The 21543-nt window shown below is 65.4% G+C and carries 21 protein-coding genes; 15 read left to right on the forward strand and 6 right to left on the reverse strand.

The window, feature by feature from the left end; genetic code table 11:
* Positions 1-10: 10 nt before the first annotated feature.
* The 8 genes from AC0L20_RS25270 (at position 11) to AC0L20_RS25305 (ending at position 8120) form a co-directional block, all read left to right on the forward strand.
* Positions 11-595, forward strand: coding sequence for a hypothetical protein (locus AC0L20_RS25270; protein ID WP_473293442.1), 585 nt, complete (start codon positions 11-13; stop codon positions 593-595).
* Between the two features lie 223 nt (positions 596-818).
* Entirely contained in the window at positions 819-1598 is a 780-nt protein-coding gene (locus AC0L20_RS25275; RefSeq protein ID WP_473293535.1) for an RsiV family protein, read from the forward strand.
* Between the two features lie 129 nt (positions 1599-1727).
* Complete coding sequence (locus AC0L20_RS25280; protein WP_473293444.1) at positions 1728-2720, forward strand: tripartite tricarboxylate transporter substrate binding protein; 993 nt, start codon at positions 1728-1730, stop codon at positions 2718-2720.
* A 231-nt stretch (positions 2721-2951) separates the two neighbouring features.
* Positions 2952-3446, forward strand: a complete 495-nt coding sequence (locus tag AC0L20_RS25285) for a tripartite tricarboxylate transporter TctB family protein (RefSeq protein WP_007608177.1) — start codon at positions 2952-2954, stop codon at positions 3444-3446.
* 4 nt (positions 3447-3450) lie between these two features.
* Positions 3451-4965, forward strand: coding sequence for a tripartite tricarboxylate transporter permease (locus AC0L20_RS25290; RefSeq protein ID WP_473293446.1), 1515 nt, complete (start codon positions 3451-3453; stop codon positions 4963-4965).
* A 51-nt stretch (positions 4966-5016) separates the two neighbouring features.
* A complete protein-coding gene (gene meaB / locus AC0L20_RS25295) occupies positions 5017-6006 on the forward strand; it encodes a methylmalonyl Co-A mutase-associated GTPase MeaB (protein WP_473293448.1) in 990 nt (329 codons plus the stop codon).
* The gene (locus AC0L20_RS25300; protein WP_473293450.1) at positions 6003-6656 is read left to right on the forward strand and encodes a pyroglutamyl-peptidase I; all 654 of its coding nucleotides are present in this window, start codon (positions 6003-6005) and stop codon (positions 6654-6656) included. Before meaB ends, AC0L20_RS25300 begins: the two co-directional genes overlap by 4 nt.
* Positions 6657-6749: 93 nt before the next feature.
* Positions 6750-8120 carry a TIGR03808 family TAT-translocated repetitive protein gene (locus tag AC0L20_RS25305; RefSeq protein WP_473293452.1) on the forward strand — a complete coding sequence of 457 codons (1371 nt, stop codon included), beginning with the start codon at positions 6750-6752 and terminating at the stop codon, positions 8118-8120.
* A 30-nt stretch (positions 8121-8150) separates the two neighbouring features.
* On the opposite strand, the gene AC0L20_RS25310 is transcribed toward AC0L20_RS25305, so the two are convergent.
* The 4 genes from AC0L20_RS25310 to AC0L20_RS25325 all read right to left on the reverse strand — a co-directional run bounded on the left by AC0L20_RS25310 (position 8151) and on the right by AC0L20_RS25325 (position 12285).
* Positions 8151-8792, reverse strand: a complete 642-nt coding sequence (locus tag AC0L20_RS25310; protein ID WP_473293536.1) for a TIGR03809 family protein — start codon at positions 8790-8792, stop codon at positions 8151-8153.
* A 509-nt stretch (positions 8793-9301) separates the two neighbouring features.
* Positions 9302-11008 carry a S8 family serine peptidase gene (locus AC0L20_RS25315; protein ID WP_473293454.1) on the reverse strand — a complete coding sequence of 569 codons (1707 nt, stop codon included), beginning with the start codon at positions 11006-11008 and terminating at the stop codon, positions 9302-9304.
* Positions 11009-11023: 15 nt separating this feature from the next.
* On the reverse strand, positions 11024-11719 hold the full coding sequence (locus AC0L20_RS25320) for a hypothetical protein (RefSeq protein ID WP_473293456.1): 696 nt from the start codon (positions 11717-11719) through the stop codon (positions 11024-11026).
* Entirely contained in the window at positions 11716-12285 is a 570-nt protein-coding gene (locus AC0L20_RS25325) for a sigma-70 family RNA polymerase sigma factor (protein WP_007593582.1), read from the reverse strand. The genes AC0L20_RS25320 and AC0L20_RS25325 overlap by 4 nt, the downstream gene beginning before the upstream one ends.
* 434 nt (positions 12286-12719) lie before the next feature.
* Here AC0L20_RS25325 and AC0L20_RS25330 point away from each other — a divergent pair, with 434 nt between their 5' ends.
* On the forward strand, positions 12720-13877 hold the full coding sequence (locus AC0L20_RS25330; protein WP_473293458.1) for a GGDEF domain-containing protein: 1158 nt from the start codon (positions 12720-12722) through the stop codon (positions 13875-13877).
* Between the two features lie 63 nt (positions 13878-13940).
* A complete protein-coding gene (locus tag AC0L20_RS25335) occupies positions 13941-15044 on the forward strand; it encodes a DUF2336 domain-containing protein (protein WP_473293460.1) in 1104 nt (367 codons plus the stop codon).
* Between the two features lie 10 nt (positions 15045-15054).
* On the opposite strand, the gene AC0L20_RS25340 is transcribed toward AC0L20_RS25335, so the two are convergent.
* Positions 15055-15693 carry an NrsF family protein gene (locus tag AC0L20_RS25340; RefSeq protein WP_456765193.1) on the reverse strand — a complete coding sequence of 213 codons (639 nt, stop codon included), beginning with the start codon at positions 15691-15693 and terminating at the stop codon, positions 15055-15057.
* 2 nt (positions 15694-15695) lie between these two features.
* Entirely contained in the window at positions 15696-16241 is a 546-nt protein-coding gene (locus AC0L20_RS25345) for a sigma-70 family RNA polymerase sigma factor (protein ID WP_027516883.1), read from the reverse strand.
* Between the two features lie 287 nt (positions 16242-16528).
* Here AC0L20_RS25345 and AC0L20_RS25350 point away from each other — a divergent pair, with 287 nt between their 5' ends.
* From AC0L20_RS25350 to AC0L20_RS25370, 5 genes are all read left to right on the forward strand, one after another.
* The gene (locus AC0L20_RS25350; protein WP_473293463.1) at positions 16529-17194 is read left to right on the forward strand and encodes a hypothetical protein; all 666 of its coding nucleotides are present in this window, start codon (positions 16529-16531) and stop codon (positions 17192-17194) included.
* Between the two features lie 162 nt (positions 17195-17356).
* On the forward strand, positions 17357-18136 hold the full coding sequence (locus AC0L20_RS25355; protein WP_473293465.1) for an enoyl-CoA hydratase: 780 nt from the start codon (positions 17357-17359) through the stop codon (positions 18134-18136).
* A 217-nt stretch (positions 18137-18353) separates the two neighbouring features.
* Entirely contained in the window at positions 18354-19751 is a 1398-nt protein-coding gene (locus AC0L20_RS25360; protein WP_473293467.1) for a TolC family outer membrane protein, read from the forward strand.
* Positions 19752-19776: 25 nt separating this feature from the next.
* Complete coding sequence (locus AC0L20_RS25365) at positions 19777-20334, forward strand: P-loop NTPase family protein (protein WP_473293469.1); 558 nt, start codon at positions 19777-19779, stop codon at positions 20332-20334.
* Between the two features lie 50 nt (positions 20335-20384).
* Positions 20385-21347 (forward strand): amidohydrolase family protein, encoded by a 963-nt coding sequence (locus tag AC0L20_RS25370; protein WP_473293471.1) that lies wholly within the window; start codon positions 20385-20387, stop codon positions 21345-21347.
* Positions 21348-21543 lie beyond the last annotated feature (196 nt).

The following is a 21543-nucleotide window of genomic DNA, read 5'->3' on the forward strand; positions in this document are numbered from 1 at the left end:
GAGGGGGCCGATGTCCGATACAGACGAAAGCGCCGTATCGAGAGATGATGAGCGAGTCCGAAGGCAGGAATCGGTTCGCCGTGTTCTGACGATGTACGGTGCACTAACGCTGTTTATGTTCGCTGGTGCAATCGGCTATGGGATCTTTTTTTATATTAGTGAGCATCGTTCTCTGGCATTGCTTGACGTAGTAATTCTAGGCATCGCCGCAGCAGCCGCTCTCTTCTGCGTCCTGCTCGGCAGCCGAGCTCTGTTGAGCGATGCTTCAACCCCTAAGGTGGTAATACCTCCTCAAGACCGACGCTTGCTAGAGGATTTGATCCGGGATGCTAACGAGAAGGGTATCGACCAATATGTACGACTAAGCAGCCTTTCGGGTACTACAGGCACTGCTACCAAACTGGGCTTAACTGGGCTGCCTCTCGCCACAGTTGGGTTGACGTTATTCTTCTCTTTTGTCGCGATTTTTGGCGTGGATGGCTTTCTGGACCTAGCGAAACTTACTCTGGGTGCATTCATTGGATCATTCGTGCAACGAAACGTCAGCGGCGAACGAACCGCTACCGACAGCAGCAGACTAACCGAGAGTCGATGACATGTTGTATCTATCTCGAATCCACACTGTCGCGATGTGGTAGTTCCAACTTTGTCTACGGAGGGCTGTCCTTTGTTGGACTCGGTGTTCGCGCCCAGTATTCTCGACCGCTTATTTTGTAGTGTTTATCTCCCGCAAATATCGAGACCCGTGGACGGCGGTCGGAAATCAACTGAAATTTATGAATGCTAATGTGACATATTATCGTGTGCGCGTGGGCCTAGTGCTGCGCACCATCGCCGCGCTTTCGGCGATCACTGCAATCACCCTGGCCTCGCCCGCCCATGCCGCCGACCCCAAGCCCGACGCGGTGATCAAGACCAAGAGCATCGAGGCCCGCGTTTTCCTCGACGACAAGGTCAAGGTCGATGCGGCGCTGGCGGCCGACTGCCTGACTGAAGGCAGGAAGTGGATTGACAAGAACGCGGCAGAAGCCGCCGCCTCGCGCAAAGAGGATCCGCAGTTCTTCAGGGATGGCGGCTGGGACTTCGAGCGCAAATATACGGTTCGCTCCGTCGTCGCCGACCGCTATGTCAGCATCCTGCGCAACGACTACATGGACACCCGCGGCGCCCATCCCAATTCCGACGTGAACACGGTCCTGTGGGACAAGGCGGAGAACAAGCGCATCTCCATCCGCCCGTTCTTCACCGAGACCGCCGACAACGGCCCGGCCATGAAGGCAATGGTGAAGGCGGTGATCGCATCGTTGAAGATCGAGAAGAAGAAGCGCGATACCAGCGAGACCGCGACCGACGAGTGGTTCAAGAGCGTGGAGCCGAGCCTGCTCAAGATCGGCGCGGTGACGCTCGCGCCTTCAACCGACGCGGGCAAGAGTTCCGAGCTCACCTTCCACTATCCGCCCTACGCAGTCGGCCCCTACGCCGAGGGCGAACATGTCGCGTTCGTGCCGTGGGAAATGCTGAAACCCTATCTCACAGCGGAAGGCAGCCGCATCTTCGGTGGCGCGCGGCCGAAGAGCGACGCGGACGAGCCGCAATGATCGTGTTGAGCAGCAACAGGTTGCTCGCAGAGCGCTGGTAGCGCTGCCTTGCAGCCGCGCTGCAAAGCCGACTAGAATGTCGCCATTGACAAGAGCGCCTGACGTCATGGGCGCCGTTGGGAGGCATTGATGTCCAAGATTACGCGCCGCACCTTTGCGGCTTCATCTGCCGCAGTCGCGGCATCCGCCGCATTCGGCCTCACACCCGCACGCGCGCAAGCCTATCCGGCGCGGCCCGTCACCGTGATCGTGCCCTGGGGCGCGGGCGGCGGCACCGACGCGACTGCGCGCATTGTCGCAGCGCTGTTGGAGAAGGATCTCGGCCAGCCCTTCAACGTGGTCAATCGCACCGGCGGCTCCGGCGTCGTCGGCCATACCGCGATCGCGACCGCGCAGCCCGATGGCTACACCATCGGCATGCTCACGGTCGAAATCTCGATGATGCACTGGCAGGGGCTGACCGAACTGGCGCCGAAGAGCTACACCCCGCTGGCGCTGATGAACGAAGATCCTCCGGGCATCCAGGTCTCCTCCTCCTCGCCTTACAAGACGGTGAAGGAACTCGCCGAAGCCATCAAGGCGGCCCCTCCCGGCAAGTTCAAGGCCTCCGGCACCGGCCAGGGCGGCATCTGGCATCTCGCGCTGGTCGGCTGGATGCAGGCGATGGGCCTGCCCGCCAATCAGGTCGCCTGGGTGCCCTCGAATGGCGCCGCACCCGCGATGCAGGACCTCGCCGCCGGCGGTCTCGACCTTACCACCTGCTCGGTCCCGGAAGCCCGCGCCATCATTGAGGCCGGCAAGGCCAGGAGCCTTGCCATCATGGCGCCGGCGCGCAATCCGATCTTCAAGGACGTGCCGACGCTGAAGGAGGCGATGGGCATCGACTACGCGACCGGCGCCTGGCGGGGCATCGGTGCGCCGAAGAACCTTCCGCCGGAGATCGCAACGAAGCTCACCGCGGCGCTGAAGAAGGTCTACGACTCCGCCGAGTTCAAGGACTTCATGGGCAATCGCGGCTTCGGCACCGTGTGGGGTGATGCCGGCCAGTTCGCAAGCTTCATGGACAAGGGCGACGCCCAGATGGGCGAAGCCATGAAGGCGGCGGGTCTGAGCAAGGCGTAATCTCCTGCGGCTATCACGCGAGGCGATAGTTGATTGAAGTGGCCGGTCCGCACGCTCAATTCACCTCGCCCCGCTTGCGGGGAGAGGTCGGAATACGTGCGAAGCGCGGATTCCGGGTGAGGGGGACTCTCCGCGAATCCAGCTTTCACCTCCCCCGCGGAGAGCCCCCCTCACCCCGACCCTCTCCCCGCGCGCGGGAAGAGGGAGAACATCTCTTGTAGGACTCCTCCCATGCGTCTTCCCGACTCCGTCACGGGATCGTTTCTCGTCGTGCTCGGCACAGCAGCCGCCTATGGCGGCTGGCTGCTGCCGCCGGTGCCCGGGCAGCCGGTCGGCCCCAACGTATTTCCGCTCGTGATCGGCATTGGGCTTGCGCTGTGCGGGCTCGCGATCGTGTTCGGGATCGGCCACACCTTCGAGGAGGCGGAAGAGCTGATCCCGCTCGAGGATGGCCAGGCAGCGGCTGCCCCGCCGCCGCAGGGAAAGTTGTACGGCCTGCGCGCGCTGCTGCCGCCGGCGCTGCTGCTGTTCTACGTGGTGGCAGCCGACCGCCTCGGCTTCATCATCACCGCGGCGATCATGGTCTACGTCACCTCGACCGCGTTGGGGGCGAAGTGGAAGCTGGCGCTGCCGCTCGCAGCGCTGGCGCCGTTCGCGATCCACCTCATCTTCGGCAAGCTGCTGCGCGTGCCGCTGCCCGCCGGCCTGTTGCCGACGCCCTGGTGATCTCATGCTGAAAACCCTGATTGAAGCGTTCGCACTGATCTCCACCTGGGAGGTCATCATCGCGATGTTCGCAGCCTCGGTGTACGGGCTCGTGATCGGCTCGCTGCCGGGCCTGTCCGCGACGATGGCAACCGCCCTGCTCGTCCCCGTCACCTTCTATCTCTCGCCGATCGCGGCGATCGCGACCATCGTCGCGGCGTCCTCAATGGCGATCTTCTCCGGCGACATTCCCGGCGCGCTGCTGCGCATCCCCGGAACGCCCGCCTCCGCCGCCTATGCGGACGAGGCCTACGCCATGACCCGCAAGGGGCAGGCCGAGCTGGCGCTCGGGGCCGGCGTGTGGTTCTCGGCCGTCGGCGGCATCGCCGGCGTGCTGTCGCTGATGATCCTGGCGCCGCCGCTGGCCGAGATCGCGCTGTCGTTTTCGACCTTCGAGTATTTCTGGCTGGCGCTGCTCGGCCTGATGTGCGCGACGCTGGTGGCGCGCTCCTCGCCCGTGAAGGCAATCGCGGGCATGTTCCTCGGCCTGCTGGTCTCCTGCGTCGGCATCGAAAATCCCGGCGGCGTGCCGCGCTTCACCTTCGGCCTCACCGATCTGTTCGGCGGCATCGAGCCCATCCCCGCGCTGGTCGGCGTGTTCGCGGTCGGCCAGGTGATGCGCGCGATGCTGACGCCCGAGCCGCCGCCGCTGCCACGGCGCAAATTCGGAAGCATCATGGCCGGTCAGTGGAAGCTGACCAAGAAATACCATTGGCAGATGACGCGCGGAAACATCGTCGGCATCATCATCGGCGTGCTGCCCGGCGCCGGCGCCGACATGGCCGCCTGGGTGTCCTACGCGATGTCAAAGCGCTTCTCCAAAGAACCGGAAAAATTCGGCACCGGCCATGTCGAGGGCCTGGTCGAGGCCGGCGCCAGCAACAATGCCAGCATCGCCTCGGGCTGGGTGCCGTCGCTGCTGTTCGGCATCCCCGGCGACACCATCGCCGCGATCGCGATCGGCGTGCTCTACATGAAGGGGCTCAACCCGGGGCCGACGCTGTTCACCGAGAAAGCGTCGAGCATGTACGCGATCTATCTGATGTTCATCATCGCGAACATTTTGATGATCCCGCTCGGCATCGCCATGATCCGGGTTGCCGCCTACATCCTGCTGGCACCGCGCTCCGCCATCATGCCGATCATCATGCTGTGCTGCGCGGTCGGCTCGTTCGCGATCGGCAACAACATGTTCGGCGTCGTCACCGTCGCCGCCTTCGGCATCATCGGCTATGTGATGGAAGCAAACGGCTATCCCGTCGCCGCGATGGTGCTCGGCATCGTCATGGGCACCATGGTCGAGCAGGCCTTTGTCACTTCGCTGATCAAGTCGGACGGCAGCATCCTGCCGTTTTTCGAGCGCCCGGTCGCCGCGATCCTCGCCGCCATGGCGATCGGCGCGCTGCTGTGGCCGGTGATGGTCTGGGCGTGGCGGAAGGTGAAACCGCTGCGGACGGGGGTGGCGGCGACATCCCGGTGATATCGGGCGAGCAGCCCTCGCCTGCCCCGCGCGGGCGTTGTAAAGCAGGGCATGGTTGAGAAAAAGCCTTCACTGGACATCAAATCCCTCGCCCATGACCTTCGCGCCGGCAGCCGCGCGGCGCTCGCGCGGGCCATCACGCTGGTCGAGAGCCGGCGCAGCGATCACCAGGCGCTGGCGCGCGAGCTGGTGCAGATGCTCTTGCCCGATACCGGCAGGGCAGTCCGCGTCGGCATCACCGGCTCGCCCGGCGTCGGCAAATCCACCACCATCGACGCGCTCGGCACCCATCTCATCGAGCAAGGCCACAAGGTCGCGGTGCTCGCGGTCGATCCGTCCTCGGCGCGGAGCGGTGGCTCGATCCTCGGCGACAAGACGCGGATGGCCCGGCTGTCGGCGTCCGACGACGCCTTCATCCGGCCCTCGCCGTCCTCGGGCACGCTCGGCGGCGTCGCGGCCAAGACACGCGAGGCGATGCTGCTGTGCGAGGCGGCCGGCTTCGACGTCGTGCTGGTCGAGACTGTCGGCATCGGCCAGTCCGAAACGGCAGTCTGCGACATGACCGATTTCTTCCTGGCTCTGATGCTGCCGGGCGGCGGCGACGAGCTCCAAGGGATCAAGAAGGGCCTGGTCGAGCTCGCCGACATGATCGCGATCAACAAGGCCGATGGCGACAATCTCAAGCGCGCCAACATCACCGCCGCCGATTATCGCGGCGCGCTGCACATCCTGACGCCGCGCTCCGAGCACTGGCATCCGCCGGTCGAGACCTATTCGGCGCTGACCGGCGACGGCATCGCGAAGATCTGGCAAAAGGTTCTCGATCACCGCAAGGCGATGAATGCATCCGGCGACTTCGCCGCACGGCGGCGCGAGCAGCAGGTGAAATGGATGTGGTCGATGCTGGAGCAGCGCATGCTGGCGCGGCTGCGCAGCGAGGCGTCGGTGCGGACCAAGGTTCGGAAGATCGAGACCGAGGTCGCCGACGGCCATCTTACGCCGGCGCTCGCCGCCGAAAAGATCCTGGAGTTGCTGCAATGAGCGACAAGCTCCGCATCCTCCTCACCGGCTTCGGCCCGTTTCCCGGCGCGCCCTACAATCCGACCCAGCCGTTGGTCGCCCGGTTGGCGCAATTGCGCCGTCCCGCACTCGACGATGCCGCAATCTCCAGCCACATCTTCCCGGTCACCTATGCCGCGGTGGACCGGCAATTGCCGGAGGTGCTCGCGAAGGAGAAGCCGGATGCGTTGCTGATGTTTGGCCTCGCGGCACGCACGCCCTATCTGCGCATCGAGAGCCGCGCGCGCAACGCCGTCACCATGCTCTGGCCCGACGCCGCCAACACACGCTCGAGCAAGCGCGGCATCGCCGCCAATGCGGACGCGATGATTTTCGGTCCGCACACCGCAAGGCTGCTGCGCGCCGCGCGCCTCACCGGCATCGACGCACGCGCCTCGCGCGATGCCGGCGCCTATCTCTGCAATTACCTGAGCTGGCGCGCGATCGAGAACGTCAAGGCTGGCGGGCCGCAGCTTGCGGCGTTCATCCATATTCCCCTGCTTGCGCGCAGCGGCGCCATGCGCCGCAAGGGCGCGCCGCGGATCACGCTGGAGGAACTGGTGGACGCCGGGGAAGCGATGCTGATGGAGATGGTGCAGTTGGCACGGAAGGCGCGGAACACGACTGCGTAAACATTTAACCCTACCGCGAACAATCCTCACGCGACCAGCGGCCCTGCGCTACCTAACCGCTGCGGACCCCCGCGGCCGCCGGAGGACGCGTCCATGGACCTCAATCGCCGCCATCTCATCGGAGCATCGACCGCAGGCATCGCCGGCGCGCTCGCGATACCAGCCGACGCCGCGCGCGCAGCGCCGCTGACGTCGCTGCTCGGCCGCGATGCTACGCAATATGGCGTGCGGCCCGGCAGCAGCGAGGATCAGACCCGCGCGCTCCAGCGTGCGATCGACGAGGCCACGCGGGCGCAGATGCCGCTGGCGCTGCCACCCGGCATCTACCGCACGGGACTGTTGCGCCTGCCAAATGGCGCGCAACTGGTCGGCGTGCGCGGCGCGACAAAATTCGTCTTCACCGGCGGGGCGTCGGCGATCCAGAGCGACGGCTCGGATGCAATCGGCCTTTCTGGCATCACCTTCGACGGCGGCGGCATTCCGCTGCCGACGCGGCGCGGGCTGATCCAGATCCTCGGCGGACGCGACGTCCGCATCACCGATTGCGAAATCACGAGGTCCGGCGGCAGCGGCATCTGGCTCGAGCAGGTCTCCGGCGACATCTCGGGCAACATCTTTACCAACATCGCGGTGACGGCAGTGGTGTCGTTCGACGCCAGGGGTCTCAGCGTCTCCCACAACACCATCACCGGCACCAACGACAACGGCATCGAGATCCTGCGCACCGCCATCGGCGATGACGGCACGCTGGTCACTGATAACCGCATCGAGGACATCAAGGCCGGCCCCGGCGGCTCCGGCCAGTACGGCAATGCCATCAACGCGTTCCGCGCCGGCAACGTCATCGTGCGCGGCAATCGCATCAAGAACTGCGATTACTCCGCCGTGCGCGGCAACTCGGCCTCGAACATCCACATCACCGGTAACAGCGTCAGCGACGTGCGCGAGGTCGCGCTGTATTCGGAATTTGCGTTCGAGGCCGCGGTGATCGCCAACAACATTGTGGACGGCGCCGCCGTCGGCGTCTCCGTCTGCAATTTCAACGAAGGCGGCCGCATCGCAGTGGTTCAGGGCAACATCATCCGCAATCTGATCCCGAAGCGGCCGATCGGCACCGCGCCGGATGACGATGCCGGCATCGGCATCTACATCGAGGCGGATTCATCGGTCACCGGCAACGTGATCGAGAACGCGCCGTCCTACGGCATCGTCGCCGGCTGGGGCAAATATCTCCGCGACGTCGCGATCACGGGCAACGTGATCCGCAAGGCGCTGGCCGGCGTCGGGGTGTCCGTCGTGCCCGGCGCAGGCACCGCGCTCGTCAACAACAACATGATCTCGGAAACCCCGCGCGGCGCCGTCGTCGGGCTCGACCACGCGCGCGCCGTAACGTCGGATTTGTCGGCGGACGGCGCTCAGCGGTTTGCGCAATTGGTCGTCGGCGGGAATGCGGTGCGGCGGTAGGTGCCGTTCCTCGCCTCTGGCTCTCGAACGCTAGAACGCGTTCCGCAGCAGCGGGTACTTCGCTTCGAGGCCGTCGAGGCTGAAGGTGAACTCAACCAGACGTTCGGGGGCTGCGACAATTTCGGCTGCCGGCGGAGAGAACTGCGGCAGAAGCGCCGCCATTGCGGCCACTGCCTTGGGCGCTGCCGTCGCGGCCGGCACCTTGGGCCCCGTCATCGCGACGGGCGCGGTGGGCGGCGCCATGGCAGCCGGCACTCTGAGCGGTGCCATCGGGGCAGGCGCGGCGACCTGCGCGGCCGGGGCTTCGGAGATTTCGGCGAGAACGCCCGGCTTGGGATCGAGCCTGACCGGCACGGCGATCTGCGGGGCGATGTGCACGGCCTTCGGTTGCACGGTCTGCGCCTGGGGCTCGCGCGGAAACATGCGGGGCATTGTCGCCGGCGACCAGCCGAATGCGGGCGAGACGCTGGCGGCCGCCGTGGCGACATCGGCGCCGGTGGCAAGCGCGCGCCAGGTCTGGACGGCGAGCTTGGCTTCCTGGATGTTTTCGAGAAATGCGATCTCGGAGTGATAGCGGCGCCAGCGCCCGGTCTCGAACATCTCGGAGAGATGCACCAGCCGCTGCTCGGCGAGAGCGCACCAGCGTGCCGCAACGTCGCGGCCAATAGCAATGTCGCGAATAGCTTCTTGGCGATGTGTCATAAATCAGCCCGTCAGGAGAAAATACGGACGCGACGCAACGCACACGAATCAATTTAGACGCGACGTGAATATTTTGTGGAAAAGTTTTGACTTGTCCAGCAACGACGATGTTTTCGTCACCAAACTCCGTAGTCGTGCGGAGATTCAAGGGGTTTTGGAGTCAAGCTTCGCACAAGCATAGCGCGCTTGCGGCGTGCCGGCGGAGCGGTCGCGCTGAGTGAGCTACGATCTCTCAACCGGAAGCTGATCTCGCGTAGGGCTTCGAGGAATTGGACGTCCAAAAAGAAAAGACCCGTCCGGGGGGACAACCGGACGGGTCGAGCCATATGGGCGCTTGGGGTGGATGGGCGCTCGCGCCTAATATGACTTATGGGGAGGGATAACCGCTCCCACATAATTTGGTCGTGGCAGCGGGCCGAACGTTCAACGCGGCGTTTGATTTTTCGACCTTCGCGCCGCGCGCAAAGTTGTCGCAGCCGCTATCGCGTCGCCGGCTTATCCGCTTGAGAAACCATGGCTTTATCCTCGGTGCTCGACAACGACGGTTGCTCTAATGCGCGGACGCCAGGCTCGTCGCGACGCTTCCCGATATCTTCACGTTTTGTTGTACCGGAGGCGGCCGCGACCGGCGTCGCGCCGGCGGCGGGAACGGCCATGACCGCGGCAAACGCGTCGGCCTCACCATCGCCGAACAGATCATCACGGCCGGGTGAACCGAGGTCGCGCGCCGTCTTCGCCAGCGTCGTGCGCAGCGCTTCCGGCTTCAAGGCGTAGTTGCGCTCGAGCAGCAGCGCCGCGACGCCGGAGACATAGGCGGCCGAGAACGAGGTGCCCGACGTCATCTGGTATTTGCCGTCAGGCGCCGGCAGGAAGATATCGACGCCGGGGGCCGCGACCGCGATGTAGTTGCCGCGGTTGGAGGCGGTGAACAGCCGGTCCTGCTGGTCGGTCGCACTGACCGCGATCACGTTGGGATTGGCGGCCGGATAGAGTGGCGGCGACTTCGCGCCGGCATTGCCGGCGGCCGCGATCAGCACCAGGCCACGCGCGGCGGTCGCCGCGATGGCCCGCTCGATCACGGCGTCTTTGGGACCGGCAAAGCTCATGTTGACGATCTGGGCGCCATGCTCGGCGGCATAGTTCAGCGAGCGCAGGATGATGTAGGACGAGCTCTCGGCCCCGCCGGTGGTGCCGCCGAAGGCGCGGATGGCGATGAGGCGCGCCTCGGGCGCGCTGCCCATCAGCTTGGCATGCGCCACGATGGCGCCGGCAATGCCGGTGCCATGAATGTGCGGGCCGTCGGCGCTGCCAAGCGCATCGAAATTGTCGGCAATGGAATTGGCAAGTTCCGGATGTTGGACGTCGATGCCGGAGTCGATCACGGCGACCGTCACATTGGCGCCATGCGCGAGAGTATGTGCCTGCGGCAGGCGGAGCTTGGCCAGCGCATATTGCGCGGGATCACCCTCGGTCGGCACCGACGATTTCTGGTCCTGGAGCAGGTAGCGGAAGTTCGGCTGGACCGAGCGCACGCTGCCGTCGGCCGCGAATTCACGCCGCACCGTCGCGGAGGGCCGGCCGTCGGTGATGCGGAACAGTCCGAACGTTGCCCCGATCAGGGGAAAATTCTCGGAGGACACGCGGGTCAGGCCATGGCGACGCGCAAGCTCGTCGGCTTGGCTCAACGACAGCCCGCCGTCGATTTCGGCGACGAATTCGCCGGCGAAGGTGCGCAAATCCGCGGCGACGGGCGTGTTGTTGCCGCGCCCCTTTCCGGCGGTCTTCTTGCCCGATTTGCCCGAGCCATCGCCGCCTGCGTTCTGCTGCGCCAGGCACTCGCCGGCGGCGTCGCGATCGGGCGCGGTACAGGCGGGATAGAGGTTCGGGGAGTATCGCGCATAAGGCAGCACCGGCGTCGGTCCCATCCGCGCCGAAATCCTCGTCGTCACAATCGGACCGGGACCACGGCCAACGGCCACCGCTCTGGCGGCAACACCGGGACTGACGCGTGCGGCGATGCCAGGAGAAATCGTCGGCATTCGGGAGGGGACACTGATCGTCGGCGTGCGCATGATCGCCTGCGCCTGCGCAACCTCGACGCCGAGACAGGCGGCGAGCAGAAGCGCGGCTGCGACCGACGAAGCGCAGGCCCCGGCTCTTACTCCACTTTCAAACTTGCGCGTCATTGGTTTGGAAGCGCCTTACGGCGCTGCGACGGCGAGGTTGACGAACTTCTCGCGCTGCATCTTGCCGAGCAGCGAGGTGAGTTCGTCACGGCTCATCGCCTTGTCGAACTGGAGGCGGAACATGCCGCCCTTGGCATCACCGATGATCGAAGCCTGGTAGCCGTCGAGCAATGCCGTGATGTCGGCGACGCGCGCCTCGGGCGTGAAGCGTACCAGCGCGCGCGCTGGCGGGACGGTCGTGCCGAGGTCGCGGGTGATCGGAGCGCTGGTCGAGAGCGAAGCAGTCTGGAAGGTCGCAGTCTGGGTCTTCGTCAACACGGCGCCGATGATTCCGGCCTGCAGTACGAGCGCCATGGCGCCAAGACTCGCCGACCAGGCCAGAGTGCGCGGCGACAGGCTCGCAAAGAAGGTGGCGATGCGCGCCGACAGCGGCAGCGAACCGGCCGCCCGCGCAGGCTCAGCGTCGATCGCGGCGAACAGCTTCTGCATCGCACGCGCCGACGGAGCACCCAGGCTCTCGTTCAGATGGATGGTCTCTTCATACTCGCCGCGGATCGCGGCATATTGCTTCGCGAGCTCCGGATCGCGCGCCAGCGCCTCGTCGACGCGGCGCGCATCGCGCGGGTTCAGCGTGCCGGCGGCGTGCCACGGCAGCAGCAGTTCAATTTCACCGGGCTCTTGCTCCAGCATCTTCTTGCTCAAAGCCATCATGGCCAGCCTCGCTCAATGCCGGCTGCCTTCAGCAGTTCGGCCAATTTCTTGCGCGCATAGAACAAGCGCGTCTTCACAGTGTTCTCCGGGATGCCAACGATTTCGGCCACTTCTTCCACGGATTTCTCGTGGTAGTAGACGAGATCGACGATTTCCCGATGGTCCGGCGAGAGGCCCGTCAGACACTCCCGCAACGCTTCACTGGTATCCTTCTTCTGCACCGCCGTTTCCGGATTGTCGGACGTATCCTCGATCGCGTTCGCGGCGTCGTCGTCCAACTCAAAATCCTTCCTGCGCCGGAGCGCAGACAGGGCCTTGAATCGGGTAATGGCCAGCAGCCAGGTGGAAACGGCGGATCGGCCCTCGAACTTGCCGGCTTGACGCCAGACGTCGAGAAACACCTCGCTGATGAGGTCTTCCGCCGCCTGCTCGTCCCGCACGAGCCGGAGGCCGAACCGATACACCCTGACATGGTGCCGCCCGTACAGCACCTGCATGGCGAGCCGGTCACCTTGAGCGATCCTGGCGATCAGGATCTCGTCCGAAGCCGCTTGTGTCACGCTCAAAGGCCGTCTCGCAAGGTTGGTCGGGTCGATGCGGCAGACGGTTCGACGGGAGGGGTAAAATTGTTCAACCTACCGCAGTCATACGGGAGGCTATGTGATCTACCCCACATACGGGAAATTTCCTGTTGCCACCCGGGGCTGGGTGCTTCGCTCAAGAACGGTAACATAGTAATGAAGCACTTTCCTGAGCAATGCCATCCCAATAGAGACGGCCCGACGTGCATGGAACCTTAGCAGCCTAGCACGACATATGTCTTCCGAAGCCCTGCTTTGGCTCGACCGCGTCGCACACGATACCTAATCGCCGGCAAATTCCTGGAGCGATCGACGTCCCCTGCTGCCGCGCCGCACAGCGTGGATTCGGTTTCGAAGGATACCAAACCTAAAGGCTTGCGACGTAGATTTTTGGGCTGACATCCACCACTGGCGGGACCATGAGCACGGCTGCGACGTCCTTTCCCGAGAGGAATGCCGCTGAGGCCGCGGATCTCGCCTTGACGACCGAGGCAGCGGCACCCGAGGTCCTGGCGCGCCGGATCCGGCAGCGGCGCCAGATGTATGTCGGCCAGGTGGCAAGCTATTCGCTCGGCGCCTTCGTCCTGCTGCTCTACGCCTTTGACGGCGTGATCTCCATGGGCGTTCCGTCGCTGTTCTGGCTCGGCGGCCTGCTGATCATCGGGACCTTCACCGTGCTATCGGAAGCGGGCTTCGGCGACCAATTCGAGGATCATTACCTCACCGTCTTCCAGATCTCGGCGCATATGACGCTGCAGCTGCTGTTCCTGCTCGCGGTGCCGACAGTCGGCGTCGCGTTCCTGGCCGTGCTGTTTCTGATCTTCGCCTTCGGCACGCTTCGTATGACATCGAGTCAGGCGATGCTCACCTGGGCTCTCGCCACTTGCGGGCTCGCGTTGGTCTTCCTCGCCTCGGACTTGCCAATCGGACTGCCGGTTACGACCCAGCTGCAACGGGCGGCATCGATGCTGTGCTTCGTGCTGGTGATCGGCCAGTGCGCCTTCCTCGGCCTGTTCGGCGCCACGCTGCGCAAGATTCTGTACCGGCGCAGCATCGAGCTGAAGGCCGCCTATCGGCGCATCGAGGAACTGGCGGAGCTCGACGAGCTCACAGGCTCCTACAACCGCCGCTGTATCATGCGGCTTCTCGACGACGAGATCGAAAAATCGCGGCAGACGTCGACCCCTTGCGCGATCGCGCTGATCGACCTCGACTGGTTCAAGCGCATCAACGACGCCCATGGCCATCCCGTCGGCGACGAGGTGCTGCGCACCTTCGCGATCACCATTTTCGCCAACATCCGCCCGGCCGACTGCTTCGGCCGCTACGGCGGCGAGGAATTCTTGCTGCTGCTGCCGGGGATGGACGGCGATGCGGCGTCGCGCATGCTCGATCGGCTGCGCGGCATCGTCGCGGACCTGGACTGGAGCGCATTCTCCCCGGGCATGCGCGTGACCATTTCCGCGGGCGTCGTGACGCTGCGCGACAACGATACTGCCGACACGTTTCTCGTGCGCGCCGACAGCGCGCTCTATTCCGCCAAGGCACAGGGGCGCAACCGCATTGCAACGAGCTGACCCATCCATTTTCTCCCGGCGCGACAGAAGCCGCGGCCGGGCCGAACGCTCCAGGACAGGGCAATGAGATCCAAATCCGCAAAATCATCCGAGAGTCTGCTCGAGGAATTGCAAACTGCGCTCTCGCACGGCACCGTTGCGCACCGGGTCGAGACGTTGCGCCGCGTCACCGATCTGTTCGTGGACAACGCGGTGGACTATTCCGACGACCACGTCCGCGTGTTCGACGAGGTGTTCCAATGCCTGATCGAGCGGATCGAGACGTCCGCCAGGGCGCTGCTCGCCGACCGCCTCGCATCAATCGCGGCTGCGCCGCCGAAGATCATCCGCACGCTCGCGCTCGACGAGGTGATCGAGGTTTCCGGCCCGGTGCTGTCGAAATCCGAACGGCTGGACGAGGCGACCCTGATGGAGATCGCGCGCACCAGGGGCCAGGCCCATCTCAAGGCGATCTCGCTGCGGCGTGTGCTGTCGGAAGCGCTGAGCGACGTGCTGGTGGCCCGCGGCGACGAGGACGTGGTGCAATCGACCGTCAGCAATCCGGGCGCGCAACTGTCCGAGGGAAGTCTCGCCGACCTCGTGACCCGCGCCGAACGTGACGACGACCTTGCCAGCTGCATCGGCCTGCGGGCCGACCTGCCCCGCCATCATTATTTGAAGCTGGTCGCGAAGGCCTCCTTGACCGTGCGCCGGAAGCTGGAGGCCGCGCATCCGGAGCTCGCGGGCGACGTGTCCAGCGTGGTTCAGGAAGCGGCTCAGCGGATCCGCGCCGCCACCATGACCCGGCAGACCGAGATGGCGCGGGCGCTGGTGAAGTCGCTGCACGAGGACGGCCGCCTGACCGAGCTCGAGGTCGCCACCTTCGCAGAGCAGGGCAAGTTCGACGAGACCAATGCGGGGCTCGCGGCGCTTGCGGGCGTCGCAGTCGAGACCGCCGAGACCATGATGATCGAAAGCCGGGTCGAGGGCGTGATGATCCTCGCCAAGGTCGCGGCCATGCAATGGTCGAGCGTCCGCGCCATCATCGCCCTGCGCGAGAAGCTCTCAGGCGGCCCGCAGACCGACATGCTGACGCTGCGCGACGCTTACGAGGCGCTGCGCAGCTCGACCGCGCAGCAGGTGCTGCGCTTCCACCGCATGCAGCAGGGCGCGGCGCCGGTGGCGTGAAGCAGGCGAGCTAGTAGCGTAGGACCCTCGCCCCCACCAGCGCGCCAATTGCCGTCACCAACGCGGTGGCGAGCGTGTACCAGGTCGCGACGAACAGCGGCGAGTCATCGGTGCAGTGCGAGGCGTACAGCGTCGCGGCAAGGCCCGCCGACACCAGGCCGGCGAGCGCACCGGCGAGCGCGGGATGCGACGGCGCGCCGTGGCGCAGGCCGAACAGGGCGCCGGCAAGCAGCGGCAGCGACATCGCGGGGATTGCGAACAGGCAAACTCTGGAATTCTTGCCCATCAATCGCATCGTCACCGGCATGGCCGGCGCCATCATCGCCTCGCTGCCGATCGCCACCGCGAGCAGCCCGACGGGCAGCAGCAGCAGCCAGCCCCAGCCACGCAGCAAGGCTTCGGGACGCGACAGATGCAGGCTGACGATGATCGCCGGGATCGCGAGCGACAGCGTGACCGCGAACTTCATGTCGAAGAACGGGTTGTGCATCGCGCTCATCACGTCGTGACGCACACCGAGGAAGGTGGCGAAGATCAGGATCGACAGCGGCGCGGCGACCAGCAGCGCCATGGTCAGCACCGCGCCGACGCGCGGCGGGCGATGGGCGTTGTCGGCCGCGAGCGAGCGAATGAGTTGATCGGTATCCATGACTAGTGGTCCCGCAGTTTGGCTGTCAGCGCCGCAAGTCCGCGATGCAGCGCGACCCGCACCGCGCCCTCGCTCATCGAATATTTCGCCGCCGTGTCCTTGATCGAGGTGCTGTCGACCGCGATCGACTGCAACACGTCGCGCTGGCGTTGCGGCAGCGTATTGAGCTGGCTGGCGACTTCGCCCGCCGAGGCCGTCTCCTGCGGCGCCTCGCCCGGCAGGATCTCGGCGAAATCGTCGATGTTGACGAAAATCCGCCTGCCCCGTCGCCGCAGCATGTCGATCAGCTTGTTGCGGCCGATCGCAAACAGCCACGGGGCGAACGGGGCTTCGCTGTCCCAAGTGTGCCGCTTCAGATGCACCGCCAACAGAATCTCCTGCACGATATCCTCGGCCTGGTCGGGAGGCTGCCCGGCCCGCGCCAGGCCGCGCCTCGCGGCAGCGCGCAGCACAGGCGTGACCGCCTTCAACAGACGATGATACGCCGCGTCATCGCCTGCCATGGCCGACCGCATCAGGTCGGTCCACTCGTCCTCACGTCCGCGCACGCGCGCCCTCACCATGCAATTCGGCCGTTCTTTCAGTTTGTTACGCCGGCGGCAGTATGATCACGAATTCGTGATCATACTTGGCCACGCAACCGATACGGCCGTCAGGATCTGCGACGGCTCATAACACCGATCGGTCCCGTACGCACCCGCGGGCGGCCGCGCCGGCAAGGGTTTGCCGCGCTTTTGCCCGGTGTGGCCCGAAGATTCCCATTTTCTGCCCCGCTGTCGTCACGCCCCAGGGTCTCTGTTCGGTCCGGGACGGGCGGACTTGGGGAGATGTCAACATGATGAAAGCCAGCGGGCGCGCGGCCCTGATTCTCCTGGCCGGGCTTTTCGTGCTGTTCGGGGGCGTTGCACAGGCGGCGCCGAGTTCGACCGCAACCAGCAAGTCGGACAGTGCAGGCAAACAGGCGGACGAGGTCAAGCCGAGCAAGCAGCGGCGTCACACGTCGCGCCACCGCGACAGCGCCAAGACGGCACAGAAATCCGACGACAAGGCCGACAAGAAGGACGCCGCGGCAACGGCCGACGAGGCGAAGGCCGACACTCGTGAGGTCCCGGCCTCGAGCCAGATGCCGCCGGAAGTCGCCAACGCCAATGCGCAGCTCGCCGCCGCCGATACGCCGACTGCGGCAGCCGCCTCCGCAATGACGGGCCGCGCCAACGACAACGTCCAGGCCGCGGCCGATAATACCGCCGCCCCGAACGCCGAGAGCCAGGTCGTCCCACCCGATCAGCTCAACGACATCGACCGCGCCCTGCAACAGGACAACGCCCCGGTACAGAAGGCGGTGATTGCCGCGACGGACGCGCAGCCGCGTCCGGCACCGGTGATGGCAAGCAGCCAGCAGAGCTCGGCCTGGGACCAGAGCTCCCTGATTGGAAAAATCTTCATCGGCGTCGGCACGCTGCTGACGCTGGCCTCCGCCGCGCGCATGTTCATGGCGTGACTTTGGCTTGATTTCGGCCTGATCGCCGGTCCGCGCGACCTCGTCCGGAACGCGTATCTCACCGCGTGTTCCGGCCGTTCCTGCTCCGATGGCTTTAGCGCCTCTTGAAGCCCACCGCGCCAGCGGGCACATTGCCCGCTCAACCAAAAGCGTGGGTGGAGCATGAGCACGTTCGAACACATCATCGTCGAAAGCAAAGGCGCGGTCGGCATCATCAAGCTGAATCGGCCGAAGCTGCTCAACGCACTCTCCTTCGGCGTCTTCCGCGAGATCGCCGCGGCCGTCGACGATCTCGAAGCCGATGACGCCATCGGCTGCATCGTCGTGACCGGCAGCGAGAAGGCATTTGCCGCCGGTGCCGACATCAAGGAGATGCAGCCGAAAAGCTTCATCGACATGTTCTCGGAGGATTTTGCCGCGATCGGCGGCGATCGGGTCGCACGCTGCCGCAAGCCGACGATCGCGGCGGTCTCGGGCTATGCGCTGGGCGGCGGCTGCGAGCTCGCGATGATGTGCGACTTCATCATCGCAGCCGACACCGCCAAATTTGGCCAACCCGAAATCACGCTCGGCACCATCCCCGGCATCGGCGGCACCCAGCGCCTGACCCGTGCGATCGGCAAGTCCAAGGCGATGGACCTTTGCCTCACCGGCCGCATGATGGATGCAGCCGAAGCCGAGCGCAGCGGCCTCGTCAGCCGCATCGTGCCGGCCGACAAGCTGATGGACGAGGTGATGGCCGCGGCCGAGAAGATCGCCGCGATGTCGCGGCCGGCGGTCGCGATGGCCAAGGAAGCGGTCAACCGCGCCTTCGAAACCACGCTCGCCGAGGGCATGAGCGTCGAGCGCAACCTGTTCCACTCGACCTTCGCGCTGGAGGACCGCTCCGAGGGCATGGCGGCGTTCATCGAGAAGCGGAAGCCGGTGAACAAGAACCGGTAAGGAGGCTAGCGGTCAGGCAGGTGTAAGACTCTGCCTTTCCCGCAGAATCCCTGTGATGTAGCTGCAACAAGCACGGAATACATGGGGGTTTCCCCCGCGGCAGTTTGCCTGCGGGACCTCGGCTGGTTAAACAGTTAAGAGAGCCGCCGTCGGCGGGGGCGGACAGCCGGGATTTGCGGATTACATGATTGGGCGTGCCGCCAGAGCTGGTCGCGTGATGACGCGGCATCGATCGGGCGTGGCTCCTGTGCTCGCGACATGGACCACGCTGGCGCTCTGTTGCGCCCTGCCCTCCGCCGCATGGTCGGAAGCGCTGCCGGAGGCGCTCGCCAAGGCCTACCAGACCAATCCGCAGCTCAATGCCGAACGTGCGCGGCAGCGCGCCACCGACGAGAACGTGCCGCAGGCGCTCGCCGGCTACCGGCCCCAGATCGTGGCAAGCCTCAGCGCGGGGCTGCAATCGGTGCGCAATTTGCTGCCCGACAACACCATCCAGACCGCCAATCTGAAGCCATGGATCATCGGCGTCACCGTGTCGCAGACCCTGTTCAACGGTTTCCGCACCGCCAACAACGTGCGCGCCGCCGAACTCCAGGTGCAGTCGGGCCGCGAGGCGCTGCGTAATGTCGGCCAGGGCGTGCTGCTCGACGCGGTCACCGCCTACACCAATGTGCTCGCCAACCAGTCGCTGGTCGAGGCGCAACGCTCCAACGTCGCCTTCTTGCGCGAAACGCTTTCGGTCACCCAGCGGCGCCTCAATGCCGGCGACGTCACGCCGACCGACAGCGCGCAGGCCGAGGCGCGGCTCAACCGCGGGCTTTCCGATCTCAATGCCGCCGAAGTCGCGCTGGCGGTGAGCCAGGCAATCTACGCGCAGGTGATCGGCAATGCGCCGTCGCAGCTTCGCGCTGCCGACGTCGTCGACCGCTATCTGCCGAAGAGCCGCGAAGACGCGCTGACGATGGCGATCCGTCAGCACCCGGCGGTGATGGCGGCAGGCTTCGACGTCGATGTCGCCTCCACTAATATCCGCGTCGCCGAAGGCGCCCTGCTGCCGAGCGCCAGCGTCCAGGGCAGCGCCAGCAAGAGCCGCAACAACGACCCGACGCTCGGCACCTTCGCCGAAGACCAGGCCTCGATCGTCGCCAATGTCACCGTGCCGATCTACGACGGCGGCCAGGCCGCCGCACAGACCCGGCAGGCCAAGGAGATCACGGCGCAGAGCCGGCTCGTGCTCGACCAGGTGCGCAACCAGGCGCGCACGGCGGCGGTCAGCGCGTGGGTTGCCAATGAAGGCGCCAAGATCGCGGTCTCGGCCTCGGAATCCGAAGTAAAAGCGGCGACCGTCGCGCTCCAGGGCGTGCAGCGCGAGGCCGCCGGCGGACAGCGCACGACGGTGGACGTGCTGAACTCGCAGGCCGATCTGATCCAGGCCAAGGCCCGCCTGATCGGCGCCAATCGCGACCGCGTGATCGCCTCCTACACCCTGCTCAGCGCCGTCGGCCATCTCGACGTCAAGACCTTGAGCCTGAACACGCCGGACTATCTGCCCGAGGTACACTACCAGCAGGTCCGCGACGCCTGGCACGGCCTGCGCACGCCGTCTGGGCAGTAGTTTCAAATCGTCTGGCTTGGTGCCGATGAAGAGCCGCCGCATCCATCTGATGGGAGCTTCAGGCTCCGGCGTGACGACGCTCGGCCGTGCGCTCGCCGGCCGGCTTGCGCTGCCGCATCACGACAGCGATGATTATTTCTGGCTCCCGACCGCGCCGCCCTACCAGACGACACGCCCTGCCGCCGAACGTTTGCGGCTGATGCGCGAGATGTTCTTGCCGCGGCTCGATTGGGTGCTGAGCGGAACCGTCACCGGTTGGGGCGACGAGTTCGTCCCATTCTTCGATCTCGTCGTCTTTGTGACGACGCCGCGCGAGCTCCGCTTGCAGCGCCTGCGTGACCGCGAGGCTACGCATTTCGGAGCGGATGCCGTCGCACAGGGCGGCTGGCGTCATGAGGAGGCGGAGTCGTTCGTCGACTGGGCCTCGCACTACGAAGCCGGCGATCGCGACGGCCGTAGTTTCCCAAAAGATGAAGCGTGGCTCGCGAAGCTGACCTGCCCGGTCGTGCGCGTCGACGGCTCACGCCCGCTTGCGGACCTAGTCGAGCAGCTATGCAGCGAAGCGCAGCGGCTGCCGGGTTGATGTGCTATTGTCGCGAGGCCACTGCCAAATAATAAATAGGGGGAGAAACCATGCTCAATCGACGCAGCGTTATGCTTGCCTCTCTTGCCGCCGGAGTATCCATGACCAGCAAAGCCCACGCCCGCGCGGCGCAGCCCGCGACGCCGGTCAATTTCGACGTCCCGGCGCATGCCTGCGACTGTCACACCCACATCCATGGCGACGTCGAGAAGTTTCCGTTTTTTGCCGGCCGCGTTTACACGCCGGAGCCAGCGAGCCCTGAAGAAATGGCAGCGCTGCACAAGACGCTGCATATCGAGCGCGTGGTGATCGTGACGCCCAGCGTCTACGGCACCGATAATTCCTCGACGCTGTTCGGCATGAAGGCGCGCGGCGCGGCCGCGCGCGGGGTGGCCGTGATCGACGACAAAACGACCGAGGCCCAGCTCGACGCGATGCAAGCAGACGGCTTTCGCGGTGTCCGCCTCAATCTCGCGACCGGCGGCGTCAACGACCCCAATGTCGGCCGGCCGCGCTTCACCGCCGCAGTCGAGCGCATGAAGGCGCGCGGCTGGCACGTGCAGCTCTACACCACGCTCCCCATGATCTCGGCGATCAAGGACCTCGTCGAGACGGCGCCGGTCCCCGTCGTGTTCGACCATTTCGGCGGCCTCGAGGCTTCGCTTGGGCTGGAGCAACCGGGATTTGCCGACCTGGTCGCGCTGGTGAAATCCGGCAAGGCGTATGTCAAGATTTCCGGCGCCTATCGCTCCTCGAAGCTCGCGCCCGACTATCAGGACATGGCGCCCTATGCGCGCGCACTGATCGCAGCGAATGCAGACCGCGTCGTCTGGGGTACGGACTGGCCCCACCCGGATTCGAGCCGTGTCGAGGGACGCAAAGCCACCGACATCGCACCGCTCTACCAGATCGACGACGGCCGCCTGCTCAACCAGCTGCCGGTATGGGCGCCGGATGCGGATGTGCGCAAGAAGATCTTGGTCGACAACCCGGCGCAACTCTACGGGTTCTGAGTCGCGCCAAGCGCCATTCGGTTCAACGACCGCGACACGGTTCCACAGTGAGGCGTGGAACTGTTGTCGCGAAGGCACAAACTCCTTGGACTCACACGAACGTGTTTGTGCTCTCGCTCGTTTCTCACCCTTCTGGTTGAGGCGGCGATTCATTTTCGGGGCTACGCACACGCACAGATTTCATTTGTTCGTGCGG

The sequence above is a fragment of the Bradyrhizobium sp. Kon58 genome (assembly GCF_055807455.1).

Coding starts and splice junctions, on each gene's coding strand:
- AC0L20_RS25360 (WP_473293467.1), top strand. CDS start 18,354: ATGACGCGGCATCGATCGGGCGTGGCTCCTGTGCTCGCGACATGGACC.
- AC0L20_RS25335 (WP_473293460.1), top strand. CDS start 13,941: ATGAGATCCAAATCCGCAAAATCATCCGAGAGTCTGCTCGAGGAATTG.
- AC0L20_RS25280 (WP_473293444.1), top strand. CDS start 1,728: ATGTCCAAGATTACGCGCCGCACCTTTGCGGCTTCATCTGCCGCAGTC.
- AC0L20_RS25300 (WP_473293450.1), top strand. CDS start 6,003: ATGAGCGACAAGCTCCGCATCCTCCTCACCGGCTTCGGCCCGTTTCCC.
- AC0L20_RS25305 (WP_473293452.1), top strand. CDS start 6,750: ATGGACCTCAATCGCCGCCATCTCATCGGAGCATCGACCGCAGGCATC.
- AC0L20_RS25290 (WP_473293446.1), top strand. CDS start 3,451: ATGCTGAAAACCCTGATTGAAGCGTTCGCACTGATCTCCACCTGGGAG.
- meaB (WP_473293448.1), top strand. CDS start 5,017: ATGGTTGAGAAAAAGCCTTCACTGGACATCAAATCCCTCGCCCATGAC.
- AC0L20_RS25315 (WP_473293454.1), bottom strand. CDS start 11,008: ATGACGCGCAAGTTTGAAAGTGGAGTAAGAGCCGGGGCCTGCGCTTCG.
- AC0L20_RS25340 (WP_456765193.1), bottom strand. CDS start 15,693: ATGGATACCGATCAACTCATTCGCTCGCTCGCGGCCGACAACGCCCAT.
- AC0L20_RS25365 (WP_473293469.1), top strand. CDS start 19,777: ATGAAGAGCCGCCGCATCCATCTGATGGGAGCTTCAGGCTCCGGCGTG.
- AC0L20_RS25350 (WP_473293463.1), top strand. CDS start 16,529: ATGATGAAAGCCAGCGGGCGCGCGGCCCTGATTCTCCTGGCCGGGCTT.
- AC0L20_RS25355 (WP_473293465.1), top strand. CDS start 17,357: ATGAGCACGTTCGAACACATCATCGTCGAAAGCAAAGGCGCGGTCGGC.
- AC0L20_RS25330 (WP_473293458.1), top strand. CDS start 12,720: ATGAGCACGGCTGCGACGTCCTTTCCCGAGAGGAATGCCGCTGAGGCC.
- AC0L20_RS25270 (WP_473293442.1), top strand. CDS start 11: ATGTCCGATACAGACGAAAGCGCCGTATCGAGAGATGATGAGCGAGTC.
- AC0L20_RS25370 (WP_473293471.1), top strand. CDS start 20,385: ATGCTCAATCGACGCAGCGTTATGCTTGCCTCTCTTGCCGCCGGAGTA.
- AC0L20_RS25285 (WP_007608177.1), top strand. CDS start 2,952: ATGCGTCTTCCCGACTCCGTCACGGGATCGTTTCTCGTCGTGCTCGGC.
- AC0L20_RS25320 (WP_473293456.1), bottom strand. CDS start 11,719: ATGATGGCTTTGAGCAAGAAGATGCTGGAGCAAGAGCCCGGTGAAATT.